The 16,614-nt window shown below is 74.7% G+C and carries 13 protein-coding genes; 8 read left to right on the top strand and 5 right to left on the bottom strand.

The window, feature by feature from the left end:
- Positions 1–34 precede the first annotated feature (34 nt).
- Positions 35–2,386 (bottom strand): collagenase, encoded by a 2,352-nt coding sequence (locus AF335_RS08055; RefSeq protein WP_102917569.1) that lies wholly within the window; start codon positions 2,384–2,386, stop codon positions 35–37.
- A gap of 303 nt (positions 2,387–2,689) precedes the next feature.
- Between AF335_RS08055 and AF335_RS08060 the strand changes: the two genes are divergently transcribed.
- The 8 genes from AF335_RS08060 (at position 2,690) to AF335_RS08100 (ending at position 11,610) form a co-directional block, all read left to right on the top strand.
- Entirely contained in the window at positions 2,690–4,060 is a 1,371-nt protein-coding gene (locus AF335_RS08060) for an aminopeptidase P family protein (protein WP_244926956.1), read from the top strand.
- Positions 4,061–4,135: 75 nt separating this feature from the next.
- Entirely contained in the window at positions 4,136–5,281 is a 1,146-nt protein-coding gene (locus AF335_RS08065) for an NAD(P)/FAD-dependent oxidoreductase (protein WP_102917570.1), read from the top strand.
- A gap of 46 nt (positions 5,282–5,327) precedes the next feature.
- The gene (locus AF335_RS08070) at positions 5,328–5,642 is read left to right on the top strand and encodes a (2Fe-2S)-binding protein (protein ID WP_102917571.1); all 315 of its coding nucleotides are present in this window, start codon (positions 5,328–5,330) and stop codon (positions 5,640–5,642) included.
- The gene (locus tag AF335_RS35455; protein WP_228773151.1) at positions 5,623–7,374 is read left to right on the top strand and encodes an FAD/NAD(P)-dependent oxidoreductase; all 1,752 of its coding nucleotides are present in this window, start codon (positions 5,623–5,625) and stop codon (positions 7,372–7,374) included. Before AF335_RS08070 ends, AF335_RS35455 begins: the two co-directional genes overlap by 20 nt.
- A gap of 63 nt (positions 7,375–7,437) precedes the next feature.
- The gene (locus AF335_RS08085; RefSeq protein WP_102917572.1) at positions 7,438–8,346 is read left to right on the top strand and encodes a dihydrodipicolinate synthase family protein; all 909 of its coding nucleotides are present in this window, start codon (positions 7,438–7,440) and stop codon (positions 8,344–8,346) included.
- 85 nt (positions 8,347–8,431) lie between these two features.
- On the top strand, positions 8,432–9,436 hold the full coding sequence (locus AF335_RS08090) for a proline racemase family protein (protein ID WP_102917573.1): 1,005 nt from the start codon (positions 8,432–8,434) through the stop codon (positions 9,434–9,436).
- Positions 9,433–10,800 carry an aldehyde dehydrogenase family protein gene (locus tag AF335_RS08095; RefSeq protein WP_102917574.1) on the top strand — a complete coding sequence of 456 codons (1,368 nt, stop codon included), beginning with the start codon at positions 9,433–9,435 and terminating at the stop codon, positions 10,798–10,800. Before AF335_RS08090 ends, AF335_RS08095 begins: the two co-directional genes overlap by 4 nt.
- Before the next feature lie 132 nt (positions 10,801–10,932).
- Positions 10,933–11,610, top strand: a complete 678-nt coding sequence (locus AF335_RS08100) for a GntR family transcriptional regulator (RefSeq protein WP_102917575.1) — start codon at positions 10,933–10,935, stop codon at positions 11,608–11,610.
- Between the two features lie 21 nt (positions 11,611–11,631).
- Here the strand turns inward: AF335_RS08100 and AF335_RS08105 are convergent, their stop codons facing one another.
- The 4 genes from AF335_RS08105 to AF335_RS08120 all read right to left on the bottom strand — a co-directional run bounded on the left by AF335_RS08105 (position 11,632) and on the right by AF335_RS08120 (position 16,612).
- Entirely contained in the window at positions 11,632–12,570 is a 939-nt protein-coding gene (locus AF335_RS08105) for a GDSL-type esterase/lipase family protein (protein ID WP_102917576.1), read from the bottom strand.
- A 130-nt stretch (positions 12,571–12,700) separates the two neighbouring features.
- The gene (locus AF335_RS08110; protein ID WP_146045465.1) at positions 12,701–13,972 is read right to left on the bottom strand and encodes a M48 family metalloprotease; all 1,272 of its coding nucleotides are present in this window, start codon (positions 13,970–13,972) and stop codon (positions 12,701–12,703) included.
- A gap of 799 nt (positions 13,973–14,771) precedes the next feature.
- Positions 14,772–15,254: a Pycsar system effector family protein gene (locus tag AF335_RS08115; protein ID WP_102917921.1), complete on the bottom strand. Its 483-nt coding sequence runs from the start codon at positions 15,252–15,254 to the stop codon at positions 14,772–14,774.
- A gap of 65 nt (positions 15,255–15,319) precedes the next feature.
- Complete coding sequence (locus tag AF335_RS08120) at positions 15,320–16,612, bottom strand: PE-PGRS family protein (RefSeq protein ID WP_194963186.1); 1,293 nt, start codon at positions 16,610–16,612, stop codon at positions 15,320–15,322.
- Between the last annotated feature and the right edge of the window lie 2 nt (positions 16,613–16,614).

Raw genomic sequence — 16,614 nt, forward strand, 5'->3', positions numbered from 1 at the left:
CGGCCGCCGCCGGCCGCCCCGGGCCTCCGGGGGGTCAGCCCCTCAGCGGCCCCTCGCAGGTGAAGTCGGCCGTCCCCGCGGGGCGGTCCGACCAGACACCCACCTCGCCGAAGGAACAGTTCATATCGGCGAAGTTGTTCGTGCCCTTCTTCGCGCGGTCGAGGATGAAGTAGTCGACCGTCCCGGACATGTCCTTGAAGACCAGGTCGGGGCTGCCCGGGTCGCTCAGATTGGCGGTGATGCGGCCCGTGCAGGTGAAGCGGGGGCGCTCCGGAGCCCCGTCGGTACCGCACTCGGGCGTGATGCCGGTCGTCGCCGTGAAGGAGGCGCGGACCGCGGCCGGGTCGCCGGCGTCCAGCCCGCCGACGGGCGTGAACGACGTGTCCGGCACGTACAGGTCCTTGACCTTGGCGATCTGCCGGTCGAGGAAGGCGTCGTACGCGCGCTGCAGACCGGTGTCCCGGCCGAGCCGGTCGCGCCAGGCGTCGAAGCCGGCGACGTCGTCGGCGCGGAGACGGCCGTACATCTCCTTGAGGAGCGCGGGGCGCTCCGTCCACAGGAACTCGAAGAACGTGCCGGCGTACGAATAGAACCGGAAGCCGTCCCGGTCGTACTCCGCGTGCAGCAGCTCGTACACGCTCATGCGCGGCTTGGTGCCGCCCGCCGTGTCGTTGATGACGCTCTGGACCAGGGACTTGCGGACCTTTATGCCCTCGCCCCGGGTGGCGCCGTCGAAGAACTCGGCCGTGCCCTCGTCCATCGCGGTGGTGCGGTCGCCCTGGTACCACGGGCCCTCGCCGAAGAGGCCGGGGACGGCCCAGCGGCCGTTGAGGTAGTGCGTGTACTCGTGCCGGAACAGCTCTTCCAGCGTGAGCGTGGAGTCCTGCGGGACCCGCCGCTCGTACGTGTAGAAGGTGGCGCCGTTCTCGATGTAGACGCCGCCGTTGTTGGTGCCCATGCCGGTCAGCAGCGGGTGGTAGACCTCGTAGTCGGCGCGGGAGGCGTACAGCACGATGTTGAGCGCCGTGTTGGTGTCGCCCGCCAGCGGCCGCTCGGTGCCCAGGACCCGGTGGAACTGCGCCTTGACCTGTTTGCTCGCGTAATAGAGGCGGTCGACGGTGGCGCGCGGCAGGGCCGTGCGGACCTTGATACCGCCGTTGTCGTACGTGTAGGTGGACGGGAAGATGCGGCGCTCGATGTCGGCCTTGCACACCCCGTACTGCTTGCAGGCGTCGAATTCGTTGAGCCAGGTGACGACCTTGGCCCATGGTTCGCTGCCCTCGCCGAAGTTGGCCGCGGTGGTGGTCAGCAGCCCGCCGAGGCCGGCGGTGATCTCGCTCCTGAGCGCGTCTATCTGGCCCATCCGCCCGTACTCGGCGACGCCGTCGCGGACCACCCAGGCGTTGGGCGTGCCCTTGAGGTGGGTGTGACCGGCGAACGCCTTGAAGGCCGCGCGGTAGGCGGGATCGGCGGCGACGGCGTCCCGGAAGGCGGTGTCGTGGTTGCCCGGGTAGATGCCCAGGTAGTTGAGGGAGAGCGCGGCCAGTGCGGCGCCGGCCCAGGAGGCGTCCTTGGCGGTGTCGGGGTGCGCGGCGTCCATGGTGGTCAGGACGCGCTGGACGAGCGGCAGTTGGTGCTGCCGCAGGCCGGGGGAGCCGGCCGCGTAGAGGGCCTCGCGCAGCGTCTCGGCATTGGTGCGGGTGATGTCGAAGGTGTGCGCGGCCGAGCCGAACGAGGCCACCGCGCGGCGGATCGCCTCCACGGTCCGCGCGTCGCCCAGGTCGATCTCGTCGTGCGAGAAGTCGTGGTAGGCCGCGGCATGGAGGTAGGTGAACATCTCCAGGAGGTGGCCGCCGTTCCCGCCGTCGTGGCCGGCGGACAGCCGCTCGGCGCGCCGGGAGACGGCCTGGACGTGCGCCGTCGACATGACGGGGACGAGCCGCTGGTCCCAGGTCCAGATGAGGGTGCGCAGACAGCCGTCGGCGGTGACGGCCGGGTCGGCGAGGAAGTCGGCGAACTGCTCGGGTCCGAGCCGGGTGACGCCGTCGAGGGTGCAGGGCACGGCGGTGCCGCGGACGGTGGCCCGGGGCGGGGCGGCCGTGGGTTCGGGCCGGGCGGTGAGCGCGCCGGGGACGCGGCCGTCCTTGAGGCCGCCGGGGGCGGCGGGGGTGACGAGGGCCGGCCTGGGGGCGTTCGCGAGGCGGGTGACCTCGTCGAAGGGGTTGGGCGTGGGGGTGTCCGCCCGTACGGCCGCCCGGGGCGCCGTCGCGGACGAGGGGGCCGGTGAGGGGGAGTTCGCGAATCCGGGCTGGACGGCGGTGGCGCAGAGCGTCACGGCCGTCGCGGCGGTGAGAAGGGATCTGCGCACGGTTCTGGAGTGGGACACCGATGACTCCTGTGTGGGAGGCGATGTGGGATGCGCACGCGGAAGGGGGGTGCGGCGTGCGTCGACGACGTCGGCGCGCGGGCCCGACGGCCGTCCTGCGAGCGGTGCGTGAGGGGCCGGTGCGGCGCCATGTCATGTGTAACGTAGTAATGTGAAATGTTACTGACAACCCCTCAGTAGCCCCCAGTTGAACGGGAGGCGAAGTGGGAGTAGCCCTCCGGATGGCGTGAACGCGCGCGTCACTGACGAGAGTTCGGAGGTGTCAGCCGGTCCGTTGCCCACCTGTGTCCGAGGGGGAGTCCCGTGCAGGAACCCGCAGTTGCCGCGATCCGTACGGTCAGTCATGACCTGCCGGTCTCGGCCGAGTTCACGACCTTCATGGCGAACGGCTGGGCGGCCACGCCGCTGCCCGCCGACATCCGGCTGCCGGTGGCGGACCTCGCCGCGGTGCGCCGCGCGAAGCTGTCGGCGCGCTTTCCCGGCGAGCGGCTGATCGTGCCCGCGGGCGAGTTCAAGGTCCGCTCCAACGACTGCGACCATCGCTTCCGCCCGCACAGCGCCTACGCCTGGCTGACCGGGCTCACCGGCGAGGAGCAGGCCGGCCATGCGCTGGTCATGGAGCCCGACGGCCCGCACCGGCACGAGGCGGTGCTGTACGTACGCCCGCGCTCGCCGCGCTCCGGCGAGGCGTTCTACCGGGACCGCCGCCACGGCGAGTTCTGGGTCGGCCGCCGCCCCGACCTCGCCGAGGCGGAGCGCATGACCGGCATCCGCTGCGTGCACCGGGAGGAGTGCGACCGCCTGCCGCCGGGCCGCGACGCGTCGGACGACGCCGCACTCGCCGCCGTCCTGAGCGAGCTGCGCCTCGTCAAGGACGCCTGGGAGGTCGGGCAGCTGCAACTGGCCGTGGACCACACCGCCGCCGGATTCGAGGACGTCGTACGGGCGCTGCCCCGCGCGCTCGCCCACCCGCGCGGCGAGCGGTGGATCGAGGGCGTCTTCGGCTTGCGGGCCCGCGCGGAGGGCAACGGAACCGGCTACGAGACCATCGCGGCGTCCGGCGCGCACGCGTGCGTCCTGCACTGGATACGCAACGACGGCCGGCTCGACCCCCGCGAACTCCTCCTGCTGGACGCCGGAGTGGAGACGGGCACCCTCTACACCGCCGACATCACCCGCACCCTGCCGCTGTCGGGGCGCTTCTCGCCCGTCCAGCGGCAGGTCTACGAACTCGTCCTCGCCGCACAGGACGCGGGCATGGCCGCCCTCAAGCCGGGGGCGAGCTTCCGCGACTTCCACCGGGCCGGCATGCGGGTCATCGCCGAGGGGCTCGCCGAGTGGGGCGTGCTCAAGAGCGCCGAGGGCGACCTCCACCGCCGGTACACCCTGTGCAGCAGCGGCCACATGCTCGGCCTGGACGTCCACGACTGCGCCCAGGCGCGGGCCGACGCCTATCTCGACGGCGTCCTGGAGGAGGGGCAGGTGCTCACCGTCGAGCCCGGGCTCTACCTCCAGCCCGACGACGAGACGCTGCCGGCCGAACTGCGCGGCATCGGCGTGCGGATCGAGGACGACCTGGTCGTCACCGCCGACGGGGCCCGGCTGATGTCGTACGTGCTGCCCCGTACGCCCGACGCGATCGAGGCGTGGATGGGTGAGCTCCTGGAGAAGTAGGGCATGTGCTCAACCACCGGGTGTGTACCGGCCCTTGGCAGCGGGAGTGCAATGTGAAATATTACTGACGTGCTCATGAGCAACGACACCTCGGACGTCATCGTCGTCGGAGCGGGTGTGGTCGGCGCGGCCTGCGCCTACTACGCGGCCCGCGACGGGCTCTCCGTCACCGTGGTCGACCGCGGCCCCGTCGCGGGCGGGACCACGGGTGCCGGCGAGGGAAACCTCCTGGTGTCCGACAAGGAACCCGGCCCCGAGCTCGAACTGGCCCTGCTCTCCACGCGCTTGTGGCGCGAGCTGGCCCGGGAGCTCCCGGCCCCGATCGAGTACGAGGCCAAAGGCGGACTCGTCGTCGCGTCCGACGCCCCCGCCCTGGCCGCGCTGCGGAAGTTCGCCGCCGCGCAGGCCGGGGCGGGCGTCACGGCCGGGGAGATCCCGGCCGACCGGCTGCACGACGTGGAACCGCACCTGTCCCCCGGCCTCGGAGGCGGCTTCCGCTACCCGCAGGACGCCCAGGTCCAGCCCGCGCTCGCCGCCGCCCACCTGCTGCGCGCCTCCGGCGCCCGGGTGCGCACCGGCGAGGAGGTCACCGCCGTCCTCACCGGTGCGAACGGCCGGGTGCGGGGCGTCCGTACGGCGGCCGGGGAGCTGTACGCCCCCTCCGTCGTCAACGCCGCCGGCACCTGGGGCGGCGAGGTGGCCCGGCTCGCCGGCGGACACCTGCCCGTGCTGCCCCGCCGCGGCTTCGTGCTCGTCACCGAACCGCTGCCGCGCGTGGTGCGGCACAAGGTCTACGCGGCCGACTACGTCGCCGACGTGGCCAGCGGCTCGGCGGCGCTCCAGACCTCCGCGGTGGTCGAGGGCACCCCGGCGGGCCCGGTCCTCATCGGCGCCAGCCGCGAACGGGTCGGCTACGACCGCACGTTGTCGGTGGAGGTGCTCCGGCGCCTCGCCGCCCAGGCCACCGCCCTGTTCCCGGTGCTCGCCGGAGTGCGGGCCATGCGCACGTACGCCGGATTCCGCCCGTACCTGCCCGACCACCTGCCCGCCATCGGCCCCGACCCGCGCGTCCCCGGGCTGCTGCACGCCTGCGGCCACGAGGGCGCGGGGATCGGGCTCGCCCCCGCCACCGGCCTGGCCCTCGCCCGGCTGCTCGCGGGTGCCGAGCCCCCGCTCGACCTCGGCCCCTTCGGCCCCGGCCGGTTCGCCCCGGCCGGCTGAACCCCCGTCCCCGTCCGCCCGCGTTCCCCGATGAGGAGGCCCGCACGTGGCCCGTACCCCCGCCGACCTGGTCAGGGCGGAGCCCGGCCCGCCCTTCGAGATCACCTTCGACGGCCGTACGGTCACCGCCCTGCCCGGCCAGTCCGTCGCCGCGGCCCTGTGGGCCGCGGGCATCCTCGCCTGGCGCACCACCCGGCACGGCGGCCGCCCGCGAGGCGCCTTCTGCGGCATCGGGCAGTGCTACGACTGCCTCGCCACCGTCAACGGCGAACCCAACCGCCGGGCCTGCCTGGTGCCCGCCCGGCCCGGGGACGCGATCACCACCCAGGAAGGACACGGCCATGCCGGGCTCGCCGTCTGAACCGTACGACCTCGTCGTGATCGGCGCGGGCCCGGCCGGTCTCGCCGGGGCCGCCACCGCCGCCCGGCTCGGCCTGTCCGTCGCGGTCCTGGACGCCGCGGCCCAGGTGGGCGGCCAGTACTTCCGCCACCCCGCCCCGGGCCTGGGCGCCGCGCGCCCGCAGGCCGTGCACCACAACTGGGCCGCCTTCACCGGGCTGCGCCGCCGCTTCGCGGCGAGCGGGGCCACGTACTTGGCCGGGCACCACGTGTGGACGGTCACGCGGGAGGACGAGGCGGCGTGGAGCGTGCACGCGCTGGCCGGCGAGGACGGCGGTACGGGCACCGGCGGCGGTACCCGTACCGACGGCAGCCGTGCCGCCACCGGCTCCGGTACCGGCGGTGGCGGGACCGCGGCCGGCCGCGGCGGCCACGAGGACGGCCGGGCCGTCGGCGCCGACCGCGATCGCGGCGGCTCGGACGCCGACGCCGATCGTGAAGGCCGTACCGGCTCGGACGCCGACGGCGAGTGTGAAGGCAGTACTGGAGCGGGCACCGACGGCGAGCGTGAAGGCCGTACCGGGGCGGGCACCGACGGCGAGCGTGAAGGCCGTACCGGGGCGGGCATCGCTGGCTTCCGTGAGCGTCCCGTACGCCTGCGCTGCCGTGCCGTGCTCCTCGCCACCGGTGCCTCCGAGCGGCAACTCCCCTTCCCCGGCTGGACCCTGCCCGGCGTCGTCGGCGCCGGCGGCGCCCAGGCCATGCTGAAATCCGGGCTCGTCCTGCCCGGACGGCGGATCGTCGTCGCGGGCAGCGGCCCCCTCCTCCTCGCCGTCGCCTCCTCGCTCGCCGCCGCCGGCGCCCGCGTCCCCGCCGTCGCGGAGGCGTCCGGATACCTCGGCTACGCCCGCCGGCCGCGCGCCCTCGCGGCCAACCCCCGCAAGCTCCTCGAAGCCGCCGTCCACGGCACGGCACTCCTGCGCCACCGCATACCCCTGCACACCCGCAGTGCGGTCACCCGAGTGCACGGCACCGACCGCGTCGAAGCCGTCACCCTCTCCCGGCTCGACCGCGACTGGCGGCCCGTGTCCGGCACGGGCCGCCGCATCGCCTGCGACGCCCTGGCCGTGGGCCACGGGCTCGCGCCGCAGACCGAACTGGCCACCGGCCTCGGCTGTGCCACCCGCCGCACGCCCGACGGCACCCACGCCCTCGTCCTGGACGGCCTTCAGGAGACCTCGGTACCCGGTCTGTGGGCCGCCGGGGAGACCGGCGGGACCGGCGGCTGGGAACTCGCCCGCGTGGAGGGCGAGCTGGCGGGCATCGCGGTGGCCGCCCGGCTGCGTGCCCGCCCCGCTCTCACCCGCGGCCGGCGCGTACGGGACCTGGCCGGGCGCCGCGACCGCATGCGCGCCTTCGCCCACGCCATGGCCGCCGCCCACGCACCCGGCCCCGGCTGGACCGCCTGGCTCGACGACGACACGGACGTCTGCCGCTGTGAGGAGGTGACCGCCGGGAGCATCCGCGAGGCCGTCACCGCCCTCGGCGCCCGGGACTCCCGGACCGTCAAGCTCTTCACCCGGGCCGGTATGGGCTGGTGCCAGGGCCGGATGTGCGGCGCGGCCGTGGCCTGCCTCGCGGCGTCCGGTACGGCGCGGGGGACCGTACCGGACGCCGCCGAACGCAGGCCGCTCGCCGTGCCCGTACCGCTGGGATCCCTCGCCGCCGGGCCCGAGGAACCCGGGGACGGCTGAACCACCGCCCCACCCACGGCTCTCACCCCCTACACCACAGCACGCCATGGAAAGGACACCGGCATGACCGCCTCCTCCTGGACCCCCGACCGCCCCTGGCGCGGCATCATGGTCGCCACCGCCCTCCCGCTGCGCGCGGACCTCTCCGTCGACCACGACGCCTACGCCGAACACGTCCGGTGGCTCCTCGACAACGGCTGCGACGGAGTCGTGCCCAACGGCTCCCTGGGCGAGTACCAGACCCTCACCGCGCAGGAGCGCGACCGCGTGATGCGCACCGCCGTCGAGGCCGCCGGGGACGGGGCCCGAGTGATGCCCGGCGTCGCCGCGTACGGCGTCGCCGAGGCACGCCACTGGGCCGAGCGGGCCGCCGAGGCGGGCTGCGGTTCCGTCCTGCTGCTGCCGCCCAACGCCTACCGCGCCGACGAGCGGGCCGTACGCGCCCACTACGCCGAGGTCGCCCGGGCCGGGGTGCCCGTCGTCGCCTACAACAACCCCGTCGACACCAAGGTCGACCTGACCCCCGCCCTGCTGGCCCGGCTGCACGCCGAGGGCGCCGTCGTCGCCGTCAAGGAGTACAGCGGCGACGTCCGGCGCGCTTACGAGATCGCGGAAGTCGCCCCCGAGCTCGACCTGCTGATCGGCGCCGACGACGTCCTGCTCGAACTCGCGCTCGCCGGGGCGGTCGGCTGGACAGCGGGCTATCCCAACGCCTTCCCGGCCACCTGCGCCGAGCTCTACCACGCCGCCGTAGCCGGTGACACGGACACGGCGCTGCCCCTCTACCGCTCGCTGCACCCGCTCCTGCGCTGGGACTCCAGGACCGAGTTCGTGCAGGCCATCAAGGTCTCCATGGACATCGTCGGCCGCCACGGCGGCCCCACCCGGCCGCCGCGCCTCCCGCTCACGGGCGAGGCCGAGGCCGCGGTGCGCGCCGCCACGGAGAAGGCCGTCGCCGCCGGGCACCACTGACCCCGCTCCTCCGCTCCCGCTGGCGGAAGGCCGAAAGGCCGGAAGAGCCGGAGAGCCGGAAGCACCGGACAAGGAAAGGACATCCGTGCGCACCCGTCATGTCTTCCATGCCGTCGACTCGCACACCGAGGGCATGCCCACGCGCGTCATCACCGGTGGCGTCGGCGTGATCCCCGGCGCCACCATGGCCGAGCGCCGTCTGCACTTCATCGAGCACATGGACCACCTGCGGACGCTCCTGATGTACGAGCCGCGCGGTCATGCCTCGATGAGCGGCGCGATCCTCCAGCCCCCGACCCGGCCCGACGCCGACTACGGGGTCCTCTACATCGAGGTCTCCGGGGTGCTGCCGATGTGCGGGCACGGCACCATCGGGGTCGCGACCGTGCTCGTCGAGACCGGCATGGTGCCGGTCAGCGAACCGGTGACCACCGTGCGCCTCGACACCCCGTCCGGTCTGATCACCGTCGACGTCCAGGTCGAGGACGGGGCCGCCAAGGCCGCCACGCTCACCAACGTGCCCTCCTTCTGCGTCGGCCTCGACCTCAAGGCCGACGTCCCCGGCCACGGGACGGTCACCTACGACCTCGCCTTCGGCGGCAACTTCTACGCCTTCGTCGAACTCGACGCCCTGGGGCTGCCCTTCGACCCGGCCCGCAAGGACGACCTGCTCGCCGCCGGGCTCGCCGTCATGGCGGCGGTCAACGCCTCGCCGGACCGGCCCGTCCACCCCGAAAACCCCGGGATCAGCGGCCTCAAGCACGTCTACCTGGCCGCCCCCGGCTCGGACGCCCGCCGCTCCCGGCACGCCATGGCCATCCACCCCGGCTGGTTCGACCGTTCCCCCTGCGGCACGGGCACCTCCGCCCGGATGGCGCAGCTGCACGCCCGGGGCGCGCTCCCGCAGGGCCGCGACTTCGTCAACGAGTCCTTCATCGGCACCCGGTTCACCGGCCGCCTGGTGGGGGAGACGCGGGTCGGCGGAGTGCCGGCGGTCGTGCCCGCCATCACCGGACGCGCCTGGATCACCGGTACCGCCCAGTACTTCCTCGACCCGGACGACCCCTTCCCCGGAGGTTTCCTCCTGTGACCGCCGCCCCGACCTCCGTCGTCTCGCACAACCCGGCCGACCCCTCCGAGGTCGTCTCCGACGTGCCCGCGGCCGGCGCCTCCGCCGCCGGGGCCGTCGAGCGGGCCCGCGCCGCCCAGCCCGGCTGGTCGGAGGCGGGCGCCGCCGTCCGTTCCACCGCGCTCTCCGCCGTCGGCGCCGCGATCGAGGCCGCGTCCGGCGAACTCGCCGCCCTCGCCGTGCGCGAGGTGGGCAAGCCCCTCACCGAGGCGCGCGCCGAGGTGGCCCGCGCGGCCGCGATCTGGCGCTACTACGCCCAGGCGCCCTACGAGCCCACCGGCGCCGTCCACGAGCCGGCCGGCGGGCCCGGCCTGCTGCTGACCCGGCGCCGCCCGCACGGCGTCGCCGGTCTGATCACACCCTGGAACTTCCCCTTCGCCATCCCGTCCTGGAAGGCCGCGCCCGCGCTCGCCGTCGGGAACACGGTCGTCCTCAAACCCGCCCCCGAAGCCACCGCGTGCGCCCTGCGCCTCGCCGAGCTCGTCCGCCGGGCCGTGCCCGAAGCGGTGTTCACGGTCGTGCCCGGCGGGGCGCCCGAGGGCGGCACCGTCCTCGCGACCGCCGACGCCGTCTCCTTCACCGGCTCCACCGCCGTCGGCGGCCTCGTCACCCGCGCCGCCACCGCCCGGGGCGTCCCCGTACAGGCCGAGACGGGCGGGCTCAACGCCGCGATCGTCCTGCCCGACGCCGACATCGAACGGGCCGCCGCCCACATCGCCTCGGCGATCGCCGGATACGCCGGGCAGAAGTGCACCGCGACCAGCCGGGTGATCGCCGTCGGCGCGGCCCTGGGCCCGCTGCGCGAGGCGCTCTCCGAGGCCCTGCGCGCCCTGCCCGTGGGCGACCCGGCCGACCCGGCCACCGTGTGCGGCCCCCTCGTCTCGGGCCGGGCCAGGGACCGGTTCGACCGCGTCCTGCCCGGCGCCTCCGTCCTCGCGGCCGGGCACGTCCCGGAAGGCCCCGGCTGGTACGCGGCCCCCACCGTGGTGGAGAAGGTGCCGGCCGGTCACCCGCTGCTCACCGAGGAGGTCTTCGCCCCCGTCGCCGCCCTGCTGTCCGCGGACGACCTGCCGCACGCCGTGCGGATCGCCAACTCCGTTCCGTACGGCCTGGTCACCTCCGTCCACACCGCCGGACTCGAAGCGGCCCTGCACGGTCTCGACCGCCTCGACACGGGCATGATCCGCGTCAACGCCCCTTCCACGGGAGTCGACTTCCACCTGCCGTTCGGCGGCACCAAGGCGTCCGGTCACGGCCCGCGCGAACAGGGCCGGGCGGCGCTGGACTTCTACGCCTCCAGCCGGACCTACACTCTGACTCCCTGAGAAAGATGTGACATTGTACGCTCGTTGGTCCGTCCAGGTACGGACCAGCCGGGGAGCGCGGTTGCGCACGTACCGCGGACGCGGCTGCCGGACCTCGGCCGCCGCACCGGCGACGAAGGGACACGGGACACCATGGGCCACCTCAAGCAGCGCACCCTCATCACCGCCACCGAGCGGCTGCGCGACCAGGTCGCCCACGCCCTGCGGGCCGCGCTCATCTCCGGCGAACTCCGCCCCGGCGAGGTCTACTCCGCGCCGCAGCTCGCGGAGGACTTCGGCATCTCCGCGACCCCGGTGCGCGAGGCCATGCTCGACCTCGCCCGCGAGGGCCTGGTCGAGCCGGTCCGCAACAAGGGCTTCAGGGTCACCGAGGTCAACGAGCGCGACCTGGACCAGTACACCGAGATCCGCACGCTGATCGAGGTCCCCACGACCGGCCTGGTCACCCGTACCGCCGCCCGGGCGGACCTCGAAGCGCTCCGCCCGGTCGCCGAGGAGATCGTGCGCGCCGCCCGCGACCACGACCTCATCGGCTATCTGGAGGCCGACCGGCGGTTCCACCTCACCATGCTGGCGCTCTCCGGCAACGAACGCCTCGTCGAGACCGTCGGCGACCTGCGCAAGCGCTCACGCCTGTACGGGCTGACCGCGCTCGACCGGCGCGGCGAACTCATCCCCTCCGCCGAGGAACACCTGGAGATCCTGGACCTGATGCTCGCCGGCGACGCCGAGGGCGCCGAGCGGAGCATGGCACGGCACCTCGGCCATGTCCGCTCCCTCTGGGCGAAGGGCGCCGACTCCGCCGGCTGACGGAGGGCCGGGGGGAAAGACTCAGCGGGCGAGGGCGTCCAGGTGCCGGTGGAGCAACTGGTGACCTTCAAACCCCGGGTGCAGCCCGTCGAGGAGCAGATCCGCCCTGTCGCGGAGCGGCTCCCACATGTCGAGGAAGTCGACGAGGTTCGCTTCGCACCAGGCCCGCACGGACTCACGGAGGGCCAGGGCCCGTTCCCGGGTGAAGCGCAGCCCGCCGTAGTCGCGGGTGCGCTCCTCGTCGAGCCACGCGGGGCCCGCGACGACGAGCCGCGCGTTGTGCCGCAGGGCCGTGACGGCGAGCGAGTCGAGACCGTCCACGACGTGCGGAGGCTCGTCGGTGACGGCCCGGGGAGCGCCGACGGGCACGGCGGAGTCGTTGACGCCCGCGGCGACGAGGAGGGTGTCCGGCAGCCGGGGAGCCAGCAGCGCGGGAGTCTGCTCGCTCACCTCGGCCAGGGTGCTGCCCGGGACGGCCAGGTTGAAGACCCGGTGGTCCGCCTCGTTCCCGGCGATGTGGGAGGCCGCCAGGCGGGCCGCCCAGCCGCCCCGCGGGTCACAGCGCCCGTAGGCGATGCTGTCGCCCACGATCACGATGCGCGCCGCCGGGCGCAGCGGCTTCGCGTCCAGATAGGCCCAGGCGCTCTCCCCGGAGGAGAGGCGCACCCGCCGGCGGGCGTAGTCGTCGACCTCGTAGGCGTCGGCCGCGGCGAGCTCCCGGTCGGTGAGGTGCAGGACGGCGCCCTCGACCGCGGCGCCGATCCGGCGCTCCAGGGTCAGATGGACGTCGAGGCCGCTGGCGGCGATCACGGCGGGGTCGGTGATCGGCTGGGGCCTGGTCGTGTGACCGGCCAGCGACGCCGGGGTGCTGGGCACGGCCCGGCCGAAGAGAGCGGTCTGGACCCGCTCGTCCCGCAGTGTGCCGAAGGAGAACAGGAGGTGGGGGCGCGACTCGGACACGAGGAGCTGTATCGCCTTTCGCAAGGATGATCGGATCTTGGTCGGACCACCCTAGACGGCCGGCCCCCGGCCTCCCGGACCGGCTCTTCCGCACGGCCGCGCGGGGACCGGCCCCGCCCGCCCCGTACGGTCAGGCCGCGCCTTGCCGGAGGTGCTGGAGCCGGGCCTCGAAGTTGCTGTGGGCCGACTTCCGTGCGGGAGGCGTGGCGGGCGCGGTGTGCGGGGGCGGGGTCCCGGGCTGGTGGGGGGCGTGCGACGGCATGGGCGGGGCGCCCGGCGGGGGGACGGCCGGTACGGACCGTGCCTGGTGTTCCGCGGCGAGCACCGCCATCAGGTCGTCCCGGAACCCGAGCCCCGCCGCGTAGTCGTCCGCGCGGAACTCGGCACGGCGGTGCAGCCAGGCGATGAGCACCGGGGCGGCGACGAGGGGCAGCACGAGCCACCACATCGACTCCTGGAAGGCCAGCACCCAGATGAACTGCAGGAGCAGCAGGCCGAGACAGCCCCCGCAGGCCACGTTCGCCTTGCTCCTCGACCGCAGGAGGCCCGCCAGCCCGGCCAGGATCCACCGCCAGACCGTCCGGGCCGGAAGCGCGTACCAGTCGGCGAGCATGCCGGCCCAGGTGTGGCCGCCCACGTGGTGACCCAGTTCGTGGGCGAGCACCGCCGCCAGCCGGGAGTTGGGCAAGCGGTCCATCGCGTGCCGGGTGACCGCGACGATGTGGCCGGCCGCGGCGGTCGCGTTCAGCTCCGCGCGTTCCTGCACCCACAGCTCGTAGGTGCCCTGACTCACCCCGGCCCGGCGGGTCACCTCCTCCCACACCGCGCCGAGACGTTCGGCCTCCGCCGGAGTGGGCCGCCGCATCCCCAGCAGGTGCCGCGCGATGGCCGCTTCCGCGGGACGGTGGAAGACCAGCGGTCCGGACAGCAGCCACGCGGCGGCCATCACCAGCCCGAGCGTGGCGTCGACGAGCGAGAACGCGAAGGAGACGACGGAGAGGCTGATCAGCGCCACGGGCAGGGACATCACCAGTTGAGCGAGGGAGGCGCCGTCCACCCCGCGCTGATGCGCCTTCAGGTGCTTGCGCCCCGACTGCAGGGCCAGGTCGTCGTGGCGTGCGCCGCCGTCCGGCGGCGAGGGGGCCGGGTCCTGGTACGGCGGTGGGGGAGCGGCGGGGACGCTCGTCCCGGGCGCCCCGTCAGGGCGGGAAGGCCCGGCCTCGGGGCGGACGGGCGGCGGCCGGTCGAACCCCGTACCCGCCGGTGCGCCGCCCGGATACATGGGCGTCGGCGCCTCGCCCGGGTGGACCGGCGGTGCTTCGACGTCGGGGTAGGGCGGCGGTGCGGCGCCGTCCGGGTACGGGGGTGGCCCACCGGCGTCCGGGTACGCGGGAGGCGTCACTTCATCCGGGTACGGGGGCGCCGCCGTCTCGCCGGGATACGCGGGCGCCGTCCCCGGGCCCGGGTAGGACGACGGCGCCGCCTCCTCGGAGTACGCGGGCGATGCTCCGGCTCCCGGATACATGGGTGGTGTGACTTCGTCCGGATATCCAGGCGCTTGCTCGACCGGGTGAACGGGTGTGCCCTCGCCGGGGTGTGAGGGTGGCCTTTCCGCCGCCGGGTACGCGGGCGGGACTCTGGCCCCTGGGTAGGCGGGTGGCGTGGCCTCGTCCGGGTGTGCGGGGGCTTGCTCGGCGGGGTGAACGGATGCTCCCTCGCCCGGGTGCGAGGGCGGCCTTTCCGCCGCCGGGTACGCGGGCGGGACTCTGGCCCCTGGGTAGGCGGGTGGCGTGGCCTCGTCCGGGTGTGCGGGGGCTTGCTCGGCGGGGTGAACGGATGCTCCCTCGCCCGGGTGCGAGGGCGGCCTTTCCGCCGCCGGGTACGCGGGCGGTGCTCCGGCTCCCGGGTACGCGGGTGGCGTCACCTCACCCGGGTACCCGGGAGCTTCCCCCGCCGGGTGCACGGGCGCCCCCTCGCCCGGGTACACGGGCGGGCCGGCGGCGCCGGTCGCGTACCCGTGCCGGGGATCCCCGCCCGGGTACGGCGGCGGAGGCAGCGGTTCGGACGTCGCCGGGTACGGCGGCGGCTCCGCCGGTAAGGGCGCCGGAAGCGGTGCCGAGGCAGGCGGGGGCTGATGGTTCTGGTCGGGCATGGGCGTACGTCTCCTGGGTGAGTGTCCGTCGTGGTGGGGCGGCGGCCGGTCAGCCGACCAGGAGCGCGCCCGGCAGCAGCACCATCGCCGCCGTGAAGCCGGCCATGCCCGCGCGCAGCCAGCGGTACTTGTGGGCGACGATCCGGCTGTTCTCCGTGAGCGCCGTGAGGAGCGCGGCCACGGGAGCGCGCTCCGTCTCCCGCAGGGCCTCCTCCAGCGCCGTCGGCCCGTGGCGCGCGGCGCCGTGGATGTCGGCGAAGTGGGTGAGGGGCAGGCCCGGCCGCCACACGTGCGACCGGTAGCGCGGGATCACCGTCATCAGCAGCGAGAGCAGCGAGCCGACGAAGCAGACCGCGCCGGCCCACCACATCACCTGGCCGAACGCGGAGAGGGCACCCGGCTGCCAGCCCCGTACGGCGAGCACCCCGACCAGCGCGGACGCGGCCATGCCCTGCGCCGCCACCAGCACGGAGCCCTTGGTGTCGGCCCGTGCCGCCTCCTGGCGCAGGTCGGTGAGGAGGCGTTCCGCCACGGGCGGCGCGGAACGCGCGGAACGCGCGGCCCGTGCCGGGGTGACGGGTTCCGGAGTGCCGGCGGTCACTGACCGGCGGGCGGGGTCGAGGTCCGGTACCCGAAGACGGGCCCCGCGGCCGGGGGAGCCGTACCGTTCACCGGGGCCCGGGGCGGCGCGGCCGGCGGGGCCGGGGCGTCCACCGGCGCCCGCGGCGGGGCGTCCGCCGGCACGATGACGTCGTCACCCGGCTCCGCGGGGCCTCCGGCCACCTCCTCCCGTGCCGCGCCCTCGACCGGCGGTACGCCCACCGTGCCCTCGACCGGCGGTACGCCGTCCGGCGCCGAGAGCGGGAGCTTGGCGCTGAGGACCTCCCTGATCACGTTCGCCGCCAGCCTGCGCGGCTCGTCCAGCTGGTGCTCCTCCAGACCGCCCGGCCCCCCGCCGAGCGCCTGCAGCGCGACCTGGAGCTGGCTCTGCATGGCCCGCAGCTGGTCCTCGCGGAGGTTCTGCATGACCAGACGCGCGTCCTCGGGGTGCCGCGCGAGCTGGAAGGCCATCGCCGACGGCCCGCCGCGCTCCAGGTAGTACGTGTAGTACTGGATCTTCTTCGCCTCGATCTCCTGCAACTCCAGCTCCTGCCGGCCCTGGACCATCCGCCGCTCGTGGCCCAGGTTCTGGGCCCGCAGCTCGACGCGGTGCTGGTGCTCGCTCTGGGCGACCGCCCGCTCCGCCGCCAGTTCGTCCTCCCGCATGAGCAGGGCGTGCTGGGGATCGAGCTTCCGCCGCGCGAACTCGATGTCGCGCAGCTCCCGCTCGTGTGCCAGGGCCGCCTCGTCCCGGCGGATCTGGATGCCGCACCGGACGTGCAGTCCGGCGACCGCGCCCAGCGGCCCGGCGGCGGCGAGCGCCCGCTGCGCCGCCTGCTCCGCCGCCGCGCTGTCCTCCATCGCGTACCCGCGCAGCACCGGGCGCACGGCGTCGTCGACGAGCCGCTGCACCATGCCGGGCACATCGCGTTCCCCGCTGGCGACGAAGGCCGCGGGCGTGAGGACCTGCCAGCTGCAGTTCATCGACACCTCGAAGAGGAAGGCGTCATTGCTGCCGGGCAGCGCGAGGACGGCGGCGGCCTCGTGCAGCCCCATGTCCACCTCGTACACGCTGGTCCAGCGACGGGTGGCCAGCTCGGTGCGGCTCGGGCGGTTCGGCGGCAGATAGGCGTCGAGGCCGCCCTGCGCGGTGGTGAAGACGAGGGCGTAGTCGATGCGCGTGGTGCGCAGCGGCTTGAAGCGCGACAGCTCCTGGATCGTGACGACCGGGTCGACGAGCTGCGTGTGGCGGTTGGCGTCCTGCTGCCACTGGGGCTGCTGGCTCATCATGG

Origin of the sequence: Streptomyces eurocidicus, assembly GCF_002891295.1 — a bacterium.
GTDB lineage: Bacteria > Actinomycetota > Actinomycetes > Streptomycetales > Streptomycetaceae > Streptomyces > Streptomyces eurocidicus.

Coding starts and splice junctions, on each gene's coding strand:
- AF335_RS08065 (WP_102917570.1), top strand. CDS start 4,136: ATGAGCAACGACACCTCGGACGTCATCGTCGTCGGAGCGGGTGTGGTC.
- AF335_RS35455 (WP_228773151.1), top strand. CDS start 5,623: ATGCCGGGCTCGCCGTCTGAACCGTACGACCTCGTCGTGATCGGCGCG.
- AF335_RS08085 (WP_102917572.1), top strand. CDS start 7,438: ATGACCGCCTCCTCCTGGACCCCCGACCGCCCCTGGCGCGGCATCATG.
- AF335_RS08100 (WP_102917575.1), top strand. CDS start 10,933: ATGGGCCACCTCAAGCAGCGCACCCTCATCACCGCCACCGAGCGGCTG.
- AF335_RS08120 (WP_194963186.1), bottom strand. CDS start 16,612: ATGATGAGCCAGCAGCCCCAGTGGCAGCAGGACGCCAACCGCCACACG.